Origin of the sequence: Kaistia hirudinis (assembly GCF_014196455.1) — a bacterium.
In the GTDB taxonomy this organism is placed as follows: Bacteria; Pseudomonadota; Alphaproteobacteria; order Rhizobiales; family Kaistiaceae; genus Kaistia; species Kaistia hirudinis.
In genome coordinates this window covers 207,466-221,043 of record NZ_JACIDS010000006.1, presented here as the reverse complement: position 1 = coordinate 221,043, position 13,578 = coordinate 207,466, and the positions used below count along the sequence as shown (strand labels likewise).

Genomic DNA, 13,578 nt, shown 5'->3' with positions numbered 1-13,578 from the left:
GCAATAAGAGGGAAATGACATGTCGACGGTGATCAAAGGCGGGACGATCGTAGCGGCGGATCGCAGCTACGAGGCGGATATCCTGATCGAGGGCGAGACGATCAAGGCGATCGGCCCGGATCTCAAGGGCGAGAAGGTCATCGACGCGGCGGGCGCGCTCGTCATGCCGGGCGGCATCGACCCGCACACCCATCTCGAAATGCCGTTCATGGGCACCACGGCGGCCGAGACCTGGGAGAGCGGCACTTTCGCCGGCCTCTCGGGCGGCACGACCATGGTCGTCGACTTCGCGATCCCAAACGACAAGGGCATGCTCGCCGCCTTCGACGACTGGTATGGAAGGGCCGACCGCTCGGCCTCCGGCGACTATTCGTTCCACATGTGCGTGACGGGCTGGGACGAGCGCACCTTCGACGAGATGGAGACGATCGTCGGCCGCGGCATCAACACCTTCAAGCACTTCATGGCCTATAAGGGCGCGCTGATGGTGAACGACGACGAGATGTTCGCCTCGTTCCAGCGCTGTGCCGCGCTCGGCGCGCTGCCGCTCGTCCATGCCGAGAACGGCGACATCGTCGCGGCGCTGCAGCAGAAATATATGGCCGCCGGCGTCACCGGCCCCGAGGGTCACGCCTATTCGCGTCCGCCCGAGGTCGAAGGCGAGGCGACGAACCGCGCGATCATGATCGCCGATGCCGCGGGCGTGCCGGTCTATATCGTGCACGTCTCCTGCGAGCAGGCACACGAGGCGATCCGCCGCGCGCGCCAGAAGGGCATGCGCGTCTATGGCGAGCCGCTGATCCAGCATCTGGTGCTCGACGAGACCGAATATTTCAACAAGGACTGGGACTATGCGGCCCGCCGCGTCATGTCCCCGCCCTTCCGCGACAAGAGCCATCAGGATAGCCTCTGGGCAGGCCTTGCCGCCGGCTCGCTGCAGATCGTCGCGACGGACCATTGCTCTTTCACGACGGAACAGAAGCGCTTCGGCCTCGGCAATTTCACCAAGATCCCGAACGGGACGGGCGGCATCGAGGATCGCATGCCCGTGCTGTGGACCAAGGGCGTCGAGACGGGCCGGCTGACCGAGAACGAGTTCGTCGCGGTCACCTCGACCAATATCGCCAAGGCGCTGAACATCTATCCCCGCAAGGGCGCGATCGTGCCCGGCGCCGATGCCGACCTCGTGGTCTGGGATCCGAAGCTCTCGAAGACCATATCGGCGGCGAGCCAGAAGTCGATCATCGACTACAACGTGTTCGAGGGTGTCCAGGTGAGCGGCCTGCCGCGCTACACGCTGTCGCGCGGCGAGGTCGTCTGGTCCGACGGCCAGAACTCGACGCCGCAGCCCGGCCGCGGCAAGTTCATCCCGCGCAAGCCCTTCCCCGCGGTCAACAAGGCCGTGTCGAAGTGGAAGGAACTGACGGCACCGCGCGCCGTCACCCGCTCGCCCGAGCATATGCCGATCGGGGTATAACTCTTACCGAGCAACATATGGCCAACAAGGTAGCCGACGTCACCCTCTCGTTTCGCGTGAAGCAACACGCTCTGGACCTGAACGATCAGGACAAGGAGCAGTATGCGATCATCGGCTATTTTGTTTCGCGATTCTCGTCTCTAGATTACCACCTGGACACTCTTATTTTCACTTTCGCGGAGATCTATCCGGTAATAACACGTTCAATATCAAAGCATTATCCGGTAGATTATAGAAGTAAGATAGATTTTCTGATCGACTGCATAACCGCAAAGGCCTTCCTACGGGAATGCGGCGATGCAGAGGGTATGTTCGATCTAAATATTCTAGCGTTTGGTCTTGAGGAAATATTTTCCTTTAGGAATATCCTTATACATAGCAAGATCATTATGACTGAACGAAAGCAGGATAAACTGGTATTTCAGGTCAGAAAATACAGCCGATTACAATACCAGACAGGGGCGTTTTCAGTCGAAGAATATCGATATTCAGGAGGATACGTGTCTTATTTGCTCGATCAGATCGAATACCACGAATCGACATTGATACGACTGACCGAGCTACTGCACGGTGTGGACGTCGCTAAAGAGCGGGACGCGCTTCTGCGGGGACGTTCAAGAATCAAAGAGATAGCTCAAAATTTGTCGATCGGGGTCTAGGAGCGGGAATGGCTGCGGGGGAGGAGAACCCGAAGGCCGACGAGAGGACCGTGATCGACATTCGCGGCCTCTCCCTGACCTTCGAAACCAATGACGGGCCCGTCCAGGCCCTATTGGACATCGATCTGGACGTGAAGCGAGGCGAATTCGTCTCCTTCATCGGGCCGTCGGGCTGCGGCAAGACCACGCTGCTCCGGGTCATCGCGGATCTCGAGCGGGCGACGGGCGGCTCGATCACGGTGAACGGGGTATCGCCGGAAGAAGCGCGGCAGAATCGCGCCTATGGCTATGTCTTCCAGGCGGCGGCGCTCTATCCCTGGCGCACGATCGCGCGCAACGTCGCGCTGCCGCTGGAGATCATGGGGCTGCCGAAGGTCGAGCGCGAGAAGCGCATCGCCGAGAATCTCGCCCTCGTCGATCTCGCGGGCTTCGAGAAGAAGTTCCCCTGGCAGCTCTCCGGCGGCATGCAGCAGCGCGCCTCGATCGCCCGTGCGCTGGCCGTGGAGCCCGAACTGCTGCTGATGGACGAGCCCTTCGGCGCACTCGACGAGATCGTGCGCGACCATCTCAACGAGAAGCTCTCGAAGCTCTGGGCGAAGACCGAGAAGACCGTCGTCTTCGTGACGCACTCGATCCCCGAAGCCGTGTTTCTCTCGACCAAGATCGTCGTCATGTCGCCGCGCCCCGGCCGCGTGACCGATATCATCCATTGCAGTTTCCCGCGCCATCGCACGCTCGACATGCGCGAGACGCCGCAGTTCCTCGAGATCGCCGCGCGGGTGCGCGCCGGCCTCCGGGCGGGGCACTCCTATGAGGATTGACCGTCCACTGGGGCCGCAGCCTTCCTGCTCCTGCCCCCTTGTGGGGGAGGCCGGGAGGGGGGTGCGTCGGGGTCGCACTTTGCGCATCCGGAGAGGGCGGACAGGTACCCCCCTCTCCAGCTCTCCCCCACAAGGGGGGAGAGGGCAGCACGGCCGCTCACGGTACGAAATGCTCCAGTTCCGGCAGCAGGCGGACACTCTCCTGCTCGTTCGGATCGGTGCGGGCGATCACGGCGGTGCAAGGCGCGCCGCTCCGGTTGACCGGCAGATGCGGCATGCCGGCGGGGATGTAGAACATCTCCCCGGCCTTGACCGCGAGGCACTGCTCGAGCCGCTCGCCAAACCAGGTCTCGGCCTCGCCGGCGAGCACATAGATCGCGGTCTCGTGGCTCTCATGCAGATGCGCCTTGGCGCGCCCGCCCGGCGGTATGGTCAGCATGATCATGCAGAGGCCACTGGCGCCGACCGATTCCGCGCTGATGCCGGCGACATAATCGTGCCCCTGCTTGCCGTGATAGGTGACCGCGCCCGGCTGGATGACGCGGCAGGTCGGCCGCTCGATGACGTCCATGGCTTTCGCTCCCGATCGATGGGTGCCGCAGTTTACGCCATGCGGGCGGCGGCCCCAATGGGAGCCGCATCATGAGCGCGGCCGCGCCCACTGTCCGCCGGATCGACCGGAAGCCCGGCAAGCTGGTGCCGGTGCTGGTCGTGACGCTGGCCATCCTCGCGATCTGGTATGCCGGTGCCTATTGGATGAACCGCTCGTTGGCGCTCGATGTCTTCGCCCGGCAGAAGGTCGTTCCCACGACCGAGCAGCTCGTCGATGCGACCTGGTCGATGGAGCGCCCGCTCCTGCCGGCGCCGCACCAGATCGCCGTCGAAGTTTGGAAGACGACGGCCGACCAGAAGATCACGTCGAAGCGCAGCCTCGTCTATCACGCCTGGGTCACGCTCTCGGCGACGCTGGCCGGCTTCGTCAGCGGCACGCTGCTCGGCATCCTGCTCGCGATCGGGATCGTGCATGTGGCGAGCCTCGAAAAGAGCCTGATGCCCTGGATCATCGCCTCGCAGACGATCCCGATCGTCGCGATCGCGCCGATGATTGTCGTTGTCGGCTATAATCTGCTGAACGGGCAGCTGGGGGTCTCGACCGATGCGTCGCGCTTCATCGCCAAGGCGATGATCTCGACCTATCTCTCCTTCTTCCCGATCACGGTCGGCCTCGTCAAAGGCTTCCGCTCGCCCGAGATCATGCATCTCGACCTGATGCGGACCTATTCGGCGAGCCGGGCGCAGACCTTCTGGAAGCTGCGTCTGCCGGCCGCGATGCCTTATCTGTTCACCTCGATGCAGGTCGCGATCGCGATCAGCCTCGTCGGCGCCATCGTCGGCGAGATGCCGACGGGCGCCTCGGCCGGCATCGGCGCGCGTCTTCTCGCCGGCTCCTATTACGGGCAGACGATCCAGATCTGGTCGGCGCTGTTCGCCGCTTCGCTGCTCGCGGCGATCCTGGTCTGGATGGTGGGTCTCGGCGGCACGGCAGTCGTCAAACGCATGGGGATGGCCCGATGACCTCCCGCGGCCATCTCCAGCCCTGGATCGCGCTGATCGGGCTCTTCGCCATGGTAGCGCTGCCGCTGGACAGCGCCGACCCCACCCTGACGCTGCCGCGCGCCGGCGTGCTCGGCTGGTCGGTACTCGTCGCGACGGCCCTGGCGATCGTCGCGGCGATCCGCGCCGAGCAGAGCGGAATTGCCGGCGTGTTGCTGGCGATCGCGGCGCATCTCGGCGCCTTCGTCGCGCTCCATCTGCTGCCGACGGTCGCCGGTCATCCGGGCTCAGGCTATCTCGCGCTGGTGCTGACGAGCTGGCTGCTCGCCTGGGCGCTCGTCTCGGAACTGTCGGCCGTGCCGCGGCCGAAGGGCTTCGACGGCCTGTTGTTGCGCCTGCTCGTGCCGTTCCTGTTCGGCCTCTGGCTGCTGATCCTCTGGGAGATCGTCGTCGTCGTCCTGAAGGTCCCGTCGGTGCTGATCCCGCCGCCCTCGGCGATCGGCGCGCGCATCGCGACGTCGATCCCGACTCTCGCCGCGGATTTCCGCCAGACCTTCCTGAAGGCGGTGATCGCCGGCTATGCGATCGGCTGCGGCACCGGCTTCCTCGTCGCGATCATCGTCGACCGGATCCCCTTCCTGCAGCGCGGCCTGCTGCCGATCGGCAATCTCGTCTCGGCGCTGCCGATCGTCGGCATCGCGCCGATCATGGTGATGTGGTTCGGCTTCGACTGGCCATCCAAGGCGGCCGTGGTCGTGGTCTCGACCTTCTTTCCCATGCTGGTCAACACGGTCACCGGCCTTGCCGCGGCGCAGCCGATGAGCCGCGACCTGATGCGCACCTATGCGGCGAACTACTGGCAGACGCTGTTCAAGCTGCGCCTGCCCGAGGCGATGCCGTTCATCTTCAACGCCCTCAAGATCAATTCGACTCTCGCCCTGATCGCTGCGATTGTAGCTGAATTCTTCGGCACGCCGATCGTGGGCATGGGCTTCCGCATCTCCACCGAAGTCGGGCGCATGAACATCGACATGGTGTGGGCGGAAATCGCGGTGGCGGCGCTCGCCGGCTCCGTGTTCTACGGCGTGGTTGCACTCATCGAGCGCGCCGCAACCTTCTGGCATCCGTCCTTCCGCACCTGAGGGACGGATCAACGAACCCGAACGGAGGGGTCAGAGACGATGACGATGATCGGAAAGACGATGATCGGGGCGCTGGCTATGGCCGCCGGCCTGGCGACCAGCAGCGCGGCCTTCGCGGCCGACCCGCTGACGCTGCAGCTGAAATGGGTCACGCAGGCCCAGTTCGCCGGTTACTACGTCGCCAAGGAGAAGGGTTTCTACGAGGAGGAAGGTCTCGACGTCACGATCAAGCCGGGCGGACCGGACATCGCGCCCGAGCAGGTCATCGCCGGCGGCGGCGCCGACGTCATCACCACCTGGATGCCGGCAGCCCTCGCCTCGCGCGAGAAGGGCGTGCCGCTGGTCAACATCGCCCAGCCGTTCAAGAAGTCGGGCCTCATGCTGACCTGCCGCAAGGAAACCGGCATCGCCTCGCCGGCCGATTTCAAGGGCAAGACGCTCGGCGTCTGGTTCTACGGCAATGAGTATCCCTTCCTCGCCTGGATGGCGAAGCTCGGCCTCAAGACGAATGGCGGTCCGGACGGCGTCACCGTGCTGAAGCAGGGCTTCAACGTCGACCCGCTGATCCAGAAGCAGGCCGACTGCATCTCGACCATGACCTATAACGAGTTCGGCCAGGTGCTGGACGCCGGCATTCCCGAGAGCGAACTCGTCGTCTTCAAATATGAGGACCAGGGCGTCGCGACGCTCGAGGACGGCCTCTATGTCATGGAAGACAAGCTGAAGGACCCGGCCTTCGTCGAGAAGATGGCCAAGTTCGTGAAGGCATCCGAGAAGGGTTGGGACTATGCCCGCGCCCATCCGGACGAGGCGGCCAAGATCGTTCTCGAGAACGACGAGACCGGCGCCCAGACCGAAGCGCACCAGAAGTTCATGATCGGCGAGATCAACAAGCTGACCGACGGCACCAACGGCGCGCTCGACGAAGCCGACTACAAGCGCACCGTCACGACGCTGCTCTCGGCCGGTGGCGATTCCCCGGTTATCACCAAGGAGCCGACGGGCGCCTGGACGCATGCCGTGACCGACGCGGCCGGCCTCAAGTAAGAGGTTCCGCAACATCATGGTCGACGGGCGCCCTCGGGCGCCCGTTCGCATTTTGGCCTTGCCCCGACTGCGTTCGTCACGCCGACGCCGTCATCGCCACTGCCGATCGCCGCCGCAGGCATTGTGCCGTGAGACCCAAGCAACTCCGACAAAGCACCGACGCTCACACGGCGTTGCGGTTGGCGCTGGCCAGCCTTCGGCCAGCGATGGCCGCCATCCACAGCACGCCAGCGACACGGTCTCGGCTATTTTTGAAATCCATTTGACTTGAAATACGGGAATGCTAGCGTTCGTGATCTGGCGACGGAGAGACGCTTGCACCTGCGCGGGACCAACCAGGAATTCGGAAGGCCCTACAACCGACGGATCGTCCTGGAAACGATCCGCCTGTCGGCGCCGATATCGCGCAGCGAGATCGCGCAGCAGGTCGGCCTGACGGTGCAGACCGTCTCCACAATCACCCGCGAACTCGAAGAACAGGGCTTCGTGCGCGGCGCCCGCGAGACGCCGAAGGGCCGCGGCCATCCGCCGACCACGCTCACGCTCAACGCGGATGGCGGTTTCGCGATCGGCCTGCACGTCACGCCCATCGGAGTCGAGGCGGCGCTGATCAACCTCGCCGGCGACGTCGTCGCCCGCCGCGGCCGGACGATGGCGCCCGTCGATCCCGAGGCGACCTTCGCGCTCTGCGGCGATCTCGTCCGCGAGATCCGCGCGCTCCGACCGGCGGGACGCATGCTCGGCATCGGCATGGCCATGCCCGGTCCGATGGGTGTCGAATCCATGAGCTTCGTCGGGCCGACGACGCTTGAGGGTTGGAAGGACGTCGACATCGCCGCCCGGCTCGAAGCCGTCACCGGCCTGCCGGCCTTCGTCGGCGTCGACCTTGCCGCCGCCGCGCTCGGCGAGCGGCTTTATGGCGAGGGTCGCGCCTATCGCGACTTCTACTATCTCTATTTCGGCGTCGGACTCGGTGGCACGCATGTGCAGGAGGGCAACGCGGTCCGTGGCGCGCGCGGCAATGCCGGCGAGATCGGACATATCCCTCTCGTGCCCGGCGGCGACCTCTGCCCCTGCGGCAATCGCGGCTGCCTCGAACGCTATGTCTCGCTCGACGCGCTCGATCGCCGGCTCAAGGCGACCGATCCCGAAGCTGTTGTCGAACGCGCGCTCGCCGACGGATCCCCGGTGATCGATACCTGGATCGAGGAGGTCGCGCCGCTGCTCCGCGCCGCCGTGACCATCATCGAGAACCTGTTCGATCCCGAGACGATCCTGATCGGCGGGCTGATGCCCGATCATCTGCTCGAGCGGCTGCTGGCGGCCGCACAGCCATTCGCCCATTCGATCGCCGAATATACCGATCGCACCGCGCCCCGCGTGCTGCTGACCCATGAGGGGCAGGACGCGGTGCTGCGTGGCGCCGCCGCCCTCGCCGTCTCCGGCCTGCTCTCGCCCCGCTTCGGCCTCCTCTTCGCAGGCGAGGAGGAGCGCGCGCCCCGCGATCCGATCATGACTCCAACCAGCACCAAGCCGGAGGTCGCCGCATGAGCGATACGACGCCCCTTCTGCGCCTCGATGGCATCAGGAAGAACTTCGGCGCCATCGAGGCGCTCAAAGGCATCAGCTTCGACATCGGACGCGGCGAAGTGGTCGCGCTGCTCGGCGACAACGGCGCCGGCAAGTCGACGCTGGTCAAGATCATCTCGGGCGGGCAGGAGCCCAGCGCCGGGCGCATGATCTATGAGGGCAGGGAGGTCTCGTTCTCCTCGCCCGCCGAGGCCAAGGCCGCCGGCATCGAGACGGTCTATCAGGACCTCTCGCTGTGCACGAATGTCGACGTGGTCGCGAATTTCTTCATGGGCCGCGAGATCGTGAAGCGCTATTTCGGCATTCCCGTGCTGCAGGAAAAGGAGATGGAGGCGGCGACCGCCAAGGCCATCTCCGACGCCGGTACGCGCATCCCTTCGCTGCGCACCAACGTCGAGCATCTCTCCGGCGGCCAGCGCCAGGCGATCGAGCTGAACCGCTTCGTCCACTGGGGGGGCAAGCTCGTCCTGCTCGACGAGCCCTTTGCCGCGCTCGGCGTCGAGCAGACGCGGCGCGGCCTCGAAATGATCAAGAAGATCGCGGCGCAGGGCATCGGCGTCGTCATCATCACGCACATCATGGCGCAGGCCTTCCAGGTGGCCGACCGGATCGTGGTGATCCGCCAGGGCATCGTCGCCGGCGATGTCCGCGCCGACGACACGACCGCCGACAAGGTCGTGCGCATGATCACCGGCGAGGCCTTGCGCCCGTCGCCGGCAACGCCCGCAGAAGCCCGATAAACGGGCCCCGCTGAGAGGACGACGGATAGCCGCCGTTCGCAGGTCCATGAGAGAAGAAGAGGGAAGACCGAAATGAACAAGCTGATCGCAACTCTGGCAGGCGCCGCGGCCCTCGCCGCCGCGACCTTCCTGACGCCTGCCTTCGCGCAGGAGAAGGGCACGATCTATTATCTCGTGCCGACGCTGCTCGACGAGTTCCAGACCGGATCCGTCTCGGCCATCGAGAAGTTCATGGGCGATGTCGGCTACAAGACCGTGACGCTCAACGCCGACAACAAGACCGACGTGCAGCAGGGCCAGATGAATGACGTCATCGCCCTGAAGCCCTCGGCGATCGTTCTCGCAGCCGTCGACTTCAACGCGCTGAAGCCGCAGATCGAGGCCGCCCGTGCCGCCGGCATTCCGGTCATGGAATTCGACCGCCAGATCACCTCGACCCCGAGCGACCTGACCTCGGTGGCCGGCACGGTCGAGATCGGCCATGTCGCCGCCGGCGAGATCGAGCGCCTGCTCAAGGAGAAGAACGGCTCCGTCAAGGGCAAGGTGCTCCAGGTCCTCGGCGACCCCGGCGATCCCTATACGCTCGACATCCAGAAGGGCTTCGAGGAGAAGATGAAGGCGTTCCCGGACGTCACGATCATTTCCAAGCCCGCCATGCAGTGGGAAGCGTCGAACGCCGGCTCGATTGTCTCCGACCAGCTCCTTGCCAATCCCGACATCGACCTCGTCTTCGTGCATGCGGCCCATCTCGCCGTTGCCGCCGTCGCCTCGATGGAAGCGGCCGGCAAGAAGCCGGGCGACGTGCTGCTCGTCTCGTCCAACGGCGCGCCGGTCGGCCTCGACCTGATCCGCAAGGGCTGGGAGCAGGTCGAAGTCGAGCAGCCGCTCTTCGCGCAGGCGGCGGCGCTCGCCATGTTCGCCGACAAGGTGGTGAACAAGCAGGAGATCAAGCCGGGCAAGTATGAGGTGCTCGGCCTCGACGGCGAAGTGACGATCGAAACCTGGGGTCCGAACATCAAGCTGCCGGGCGCCGCGATCACCAAGGGCAATGTCGATGACCCGAAGTTCTGGGGCAACATGAAGACGCCCGAGTCCAAGGTCACGCCCGTCCCGTAGTCGCCTTCGTGGAAGGCGCCGACGGCGCCTTCCACGCTGCCCGTCATCCGCGGAGCCCGCCATGATCTCCACCCGTCACCGGGCGGTGATCGAGTTCGTCCTCGATCATCTCGTCTGGTTCATCCTGATCGCCGTCGTCGCGCTGTTCTCGTTCACGGTGCCGAGCTATTTCCAGATCGGCATCTTCGCCAATATCGTCGAGCAATCGACCTTCGTCGCGACGCTTGCGATCGGCCTGTCGCTGCTGATCATCGCCGGCTACATGGATCTTTCGGTCGAATCCGTCATGGCGCTGGCCGCCATGGTGATCGGCATCCTGTTCGCCAAGTCCGGCGTCGGCCTCGGCCTGACGCTGACGCCCGCCTGGCTCATCGTTCCAGTCTCGCTCGCCATTGCGCTCGCAGTCGGCGCCGTCGTCGGCGCCTCGAACGCCTTCTTCGTCGTGCGTTTGAAGATGAACGCCTTCATCGTCACGCTGGCGGCCTATATCTGGGGCCGCGGCCTGGTGGTCGCGCTTTCCGGCGGGCGCTCAGCCCAGGAACTGCCGGCAGAGCTGCGCTTCCTCGCGATCGAACGCTTCCTCTCGGTCCCGCTCATCGCCTGGGTCTCGATCGCCGCGACGCTGGCCTTCGCCTTCATCCTGAACAAGACGCCCTTCGGCCGCCATCTCCTGCTCGTCGGCGGCAATGCCACGGCCGCTTATCGCGCCGGCATCCGCGTCGATCGGCTGACGGCGACGACCTTCGTCCTCGCCGGCGCGATCGCCGGCCTCGCCGGCTGGCTGCTCGCAATCCGCACCTCCGGCGCCACGGCCAATCTCGGCGTCGGCATGCTGTTCCAGACCTTCGCGGCCGTCGTGATCGGCGGCGTCAGCCTGAAGGGCGGCGTCGGCAGCCTCACCGGCGTCTATGCCGGCGTGCTGCTGCTGGCCTCGATCCAGACCGCCATCAACCTCATGGGCATGCCGGCCCATTTCACCCAGCTCATCCAGGGCGGCATGGTGCTCGTCGCCGTCCTGCTCGACACCGTCAAGATCGCAATCCGGAAGAAACTCGCCTGATGTCCGCCTTCACCGACAAACGTCTCGCCGGCCGCACGGCCCTCGTCGTGGGTGCCGCCCGTGGCATCGGAGCCGCCATCGCGGCGCGCTTCGTCAGGGAAGGCGCGCGCGTCGTCATCGCCGACACCGAGACCGAAGCCGGCGAGGCGACGGCCGCCGCGCTCGGCGGACCGGAGCAGACGCGCTTCGTCCAGACCGACATCTCGCGGAAAGACGGCGCCGAGCACGCCGTCTCGACCGCCGTCGACGCGTTTGGCGGCCTCGACATCCTCGTTCAGAACGCCGGCATCTATCCCTGGACCCTCATCGAGCACATCTCGCCCGAGGAATGGGACGCGGTGCTCGGCGTCAATCTGCGCGGCACCTTCCTCGCTGCCCAGGCCGCCCTGCCCGTCATGCGGGCGCGCGGCGGCGGACGGATGATCTTCACCTCCTCCGTCACCGGACCCAAGGTGTCGAGCCCCGGTCACGGCCATTATGCGGCGTCGAAGGCGGGCATCAACGGCTTCATCCGTTCCGCCGCGATCGAGTTCGCCGGCTATGGCATCACGGTCAACGGAGTCGAGCCCGGCAACATCCTGACCGAAGGCATGAAGGCACATCGCAGCCCCGCCTTCATCCGCGGCATGGAGGACGCCGTGCCGCTCGGGCGGCTCGGCACGCCGGACGACGTCGCCGGCGCGGTCTATTTCTTTGCCTCGGACGACGCCGCCTATATCACCGGCACGACGATCGTCATCGACGGCGGCCAGATCCTGCCGGAAGGCAACGATTTCCGCCTCTCACCCGGCTGACCGACATGGCAGAGATCCACGAGCGCCTCGGCCTCACGCCCGTCATCAACGCCTCCGGCACGATGACGTCAATCGGCGCCTCGCGGGTCGTGCCGCAGGCGGCCGCCGCGGTCGGGGAGATCCTGACCGAGTTCGTCGACATCGCGTCGCTTCAGGCCCGCGCCTCCGCCGTCATCGCCAAGGCCACGGCAGCGGAAGCCGGCTTCGTCACCTCGTCGAGCGCCTCAGCGATCACGCTCGGCGTCGCGGCGGCCATGACCGGCTCCGACCCGGCCGCGATCGAAAGGCTGCCGGACACCACGGGCCTCCGCGACGAGGTCGTGGTCCAGTCCGGGCATCTCGTCAATTTCGGCGCGCCGGTCGACCAGATGATCCGCCTCGCCGGCGCAAGGGTTATCGGCGCCGGCACCGCCTTCGACGTGCAGCCCTTCCACATCGCGGCGGCGCTCGGCGAGCGAACCGCCGCGGCGGTCTTCGTCATCTCGCACCATGTCGTCCCGACCGGACAGACGGACCTCGCGACCTTCGTGGCGCTCTGCCACGCGCGCGGGGTGCCGGTCATCGTCGACATGGCGAGCGAATATGATCTCACCGGCGCCATCGCGGCCGGCGCCGATCTCGTGATCTGGAGCGCGCATAAATTCCTCGGCGGCCCGACGGCCGGCATCGTCGCTGGACGCCGCGACCTCGTCCGGGCCAGCTTTCTGCAACACCGCGGCATCGGTCGCGCCATGAAGGTCGGCAAGGAAGGCATCGTCGGCGCCATCGCGGCGCTGGAAGCCTGGGCTGAGCGGGACCCTGTTGCGACCCGATCGCGCGAGGAGGCGATCGTCACGCTCTGGTTCGAACGGCTCGCCAATGTACCGGGCCTCGCGCTCCGCCGCCTGCCCGACTGGACCGGCAATCCGATCGACCGGGTCGAGCTGACGGTCGGCCGCGACGCCGGTCTGTTCGCGTGGGAACTGGCGAGCCGGCTGGCCGGGCGCTCACCCTCGATCCGCGTGCGCGATGATCTCGCCGACAGCGGCGTCGTCCATCTCGACCCCTGCAATCTCACACGGGACGAAGCCGTCGCCGTGGCGGTCGCGATCACAGACGTGATCGAGGAGGCGCGCGCAGCAGGCGACGGTTTCCGCGAGAACTTCGCCGAGCACCGGGCCAACGGCCTCGCCGGCGCGCTGGCCTGGCCGGGCTGAGCCTATTACGCGCTGAATGCGGCCTCATAGAGTTCCGGCTTGAAGCCGACGAGGCGGCGCGTGCCGAGATCGAGCACCGGCCGGCGGATCATTGACGGCTGCGCCTGCATCAGCTTGAGCGCCGCGGCACGATCGAGACCGGCCTTGTCCGCATCCGGCAGCTTGCGGAAGGTCGTGCCCGAGCGATTGATCAGGTTCTCCCAGCCGAGCTCATCGGCCCAGGCCGCGAGGCGCTCCGCGTCGATGCCTTCCTTCTTGTAGTCATGGAAGCGATAGGCGACGCCGTGCCCGTCGAGCCAGGCGCGGGCCTTCTTCATCGTGTCGCAATTGACGATCCCGTAGATCGTGATCAAGCGCTCGCTCCTTCCTGCCTGCCGGATCA

14 protein-coding genes are annotated in these 13,578 nt (G+C 65.8%); 12 read left to right on the top strand and 2 right to left on the bottom strand.

The genetic code is table 11. The features are described 5' to 3' along the window. Nucleotides 1-19 precede the first annotated feature (19 nt). Genes hydA through GGR25_RS22555 form a run of 3 tightly spaced genes read left to right on the top strand, consistent with a single transcriptional unit; the run spans nt 20 to nt 2,957 of the window. Nucleotides 20-1,477 (top strand): dihydropyrimidinase, encoded by a 1,458-nt coding sequence (gene hydA, locus GGR25_RS22565; RefSeq protein WP_183401138.1) that lies wholly within the window; start codon nt 20-22, stop codon nt 1,475-1,477. Between the two features lie 17 nt (nt 1,478-1,494). Beyond that, a complete protein-coding gene (locus tag GGR25_RS22560) occupies nt 1,495-2,136 on the top strand; it encodes a hypothetical protein (protein ID WP_183401137.1) in 642 nt (213 codons plus the stop codon). Between the two features lie 8 nt (nt 2,137-2,144). Beyond that, entirely contained in the window at nt 2,145-2,957 is an 813-nt protein-coding gene (locus GGR25_RS22555; protein WP_183401136.1) for an ABC transporter ATP-binding protein, read from the top strand. Between the two features lie 157 nt (nt 2,958-3,114). Here GGR25_RS22555 and GGR25_RS22550 read toward each other — a convergent pair whose 3' ends face one another. Next, nucleotides 3,115-3,528 carry a cupin domain-containing protein gene (locus GGR25_RS22550; RefSeq protein ID WP_183401135.1) on the bottom strand — a complete coding sequence of 138 codons (414 nt, stop codon included), beginning with the start codon at nt 3,526-3,528 and terminating at the stop codon, nt 3,115-3,117. A 71-nt stretch (nt 3,529-3,599) separates the two neighbouring features. Here GGR25_RS22550 and GGR25_RS22545 point away from each other — a divergent pair, with 71 nt between their 5' ends. The 9 genes from GGR25_RS22545 (at nt 3,600) to GGR25_RS22505 (ending at nt 13,196) form a co-directional block, all read left to right on the top strand. Then, on the top strand, nt 3,600-4,532 hold the full coding sequence (locus tag GGR25_RS22545) for an ABC transporter permease (protein ID WP_183401134.1): 933 nt from the start codon (nt 3,600-3,602) through the stop codon (nt 4,530-4,532). After that, entirely contained in the window at nt 4,529-5,653 is a 1,125-nt protein-coding gene (locus GGR25_RS22540) for an ABC transporter permease (RefSeq protein WP_183401133.1), read from the top strand. Before GGR25_RS22545 ends, GGR25_RS22540 begins: the two co-directional genes overlap by 4 nt. A gap of 45 nt (nt 5,654-5,698) precedes the next feature. After that, on the top strand, nt 5,699-6,700 hold the full coding sequence (locus tag GGR25_RS22535) for an ABC transporter substrate-binding protein (protein ID WP_380147212.1): 1,002 nt from the start codon (nt 5,699-5,701) through the stop codon (nt 6,698-6,700). Nucleotides 6,701-7,015: 315 nt separating this feature from the next. Further along, nucleotides 7,016-8,251, top strand: a complete 1,236-nt coding sequence (locus GGR25_RS22530) for an ROK family transcriptional regulator (RefSeq protein ID WP_183401132.1) — start codon at nt 7,016-7,018, stop codon at nt 8,249-8,251. After that, nucleotides 8,248-9,030 (top strand): ATP-binding cassette domain-containing protein, encoded by a 783-nt coding sequence (locus tag GGR25_RS22525; RefSeq protein ID WP_183401131.1) that lies wholly within the window; start codon nt 8,248-8,250, stop codon nt 9,028-9,030. Before GGR25_RS22530 ends, GGR25_RS22525 begins: the two co-directional genes overlap by 4 nt. A 72-nt stretch (nt 9,031-9,102) precedes the next feature. Then, entirely contained in the window at nt 9,103-10,146 is a 1,044-nt protein-coding gene (locus GGR25_RS22520) for a sugar ABC transporter substrate-binding protein (protein ID WP_183401130.1), read from the top strand. Nucleotides 10,147-10,207: 61 nt separating this feature from the next. Further along, entirely contained in the window at nt 10,208-11,206 is a 999-nt protein-coding gene (locus GGR25_RS22515) for an ABC transporter permease (RefSeq protein ID WP_210300065.1), read from the top strand. Continuing rightward, on the top strand, nt 11,206-12,000 hold the full coding sequence (locus GGR25_RS22510) for a glucose 1-dehydrogenase (protein WP_183401129.1): 795 nt from the start codon (nt 11,206-11,208) through the stop codon (nt 11,998-12,000). Before GGR25_RS22515 ends, GGR25_RS22510 begins: the two co-directional genes overlap by 1 nt. 5 nt (nt 12,001-12,005) lie before the next feature. Then, a complete protein-coding gene (locus GGR25_RS22505) occupies nt 12,006-13,196 on the top strand; it encodes an aminotransferase class V-fold PLP-dependent enzyme (RefSeq protein WP_183401128.1) in 1,191 nt (396 codons plus the stop codon). A 5-nt stretch (nt 13,197-13,201) separates the two neighbouring features. Here the strand turns inward: GGR25_RS22505 and GGR25_RS22500 are convergent, their stop codons facing one another. Further along, nucleotides 13,202-13,549, bottom strand: coding sequence for an ArsC family reductase (locus tag GGR25_RS22500; RefSeq protein WP_281378673.1), 348 nt, complete (start codon nt 13,547-13,549; stop codon nt 13,202-13,204). Nucleotides 13,550-13,578: the final 29 nt, after the last annotated feature.

What these genes read in the sequence shown, in the direction of transcription:
- hydA (WP_183401138.1), top strand. Translation starts at nt 20, where the DNA reads ATGTCGACGGTGATCAAAGGCGGGACGATCGTAGCGGCGGATCGCAGC.
- GGR25_RS22560 (WP_183401137.1), top strand. Translation starts at nt 1,495, where the DNA reads ATGGCCAACAAGGTAGCCGACGTCACCCTCTCGTTTCGCGTGAAGCAA.
- GGR25_RS22555 (WP_183401136.1), top strand. Translation starts at nt 2,145, where the DNA reads ATGGCTGCGGGGGAGGAGAACCCGAAGGCCGACGAGAGGACCGTGATC.
- GGR25_RS22550 (WP_183401135.1), bottom strand. Translation starts at nt 3,528, where the DNA reads ATGGACGTCATCGAGCGGCCGACCTGCCGCGTCATCCAGCCGGGCGCG.
- GGR25_RS22545 (WP_183401134.1), top strand. Translation starts at nt 3,600, where the DNA reads ATGAGCGCGGCCGCGCCCACTGTCCGCCGGATCGACCGGAAGCCCGGC.
- GGR25_RS22540 (WP_183401133.1), top strand. Translation starts at nt 4,529, where the DNA reads ATGACCTCCCGCGGCCATCTCCAGCCCTGGATCGCGCTGATCGGGCTC.
- GGR25_RS22535 (WP_380147212.1), top strand. Translation starts at nt 5,699, where the DNA reads ATGATCGGAAAGACGATGATCGGGGCGCTGGCTATGGCCGCCGGCCTG.
- GGR25_RS22525 (WP_183401131.1), top strand. Translation starts at nt 8,248, where the DNA reads ATGAGCGATACGACGCCCCTTCTGCGCCTCGATGGCATCAGGAAGAAC.
- GGR25_RS22520 (WP_183401130.1), top strand. Translation starts at nt 9,103, where the DNA reads ATGAACAAGCTGATCGCAACTCTGGCAGGCGCCGCGGCCCTCGCCGCC.
- GGR25_RS22515 (WP_210300065.1), top strand. Translation starts at nt 10,208, where the DNA reads ATGATCTCCACCCGTCACCGGGCGGTGATCGAGTTCGTCCTCGATCAT.
- GGR25_RS22510 (WP_183401129.1), top strand. Translation starts at nt 11,206, where the DNA reads ATGTCCGCCTTCACCGACAAACGTCTCGCCGGCCGCACGGCCCTCGTC.
- GGR25_RS22505 (WP_183401128.1), top strand. Translation starts at nt 12,006, where the DNA reads ATGGCAGAGATCCACGAGCGCCTCGGCCTCACGCCCGTCATCAACGCC.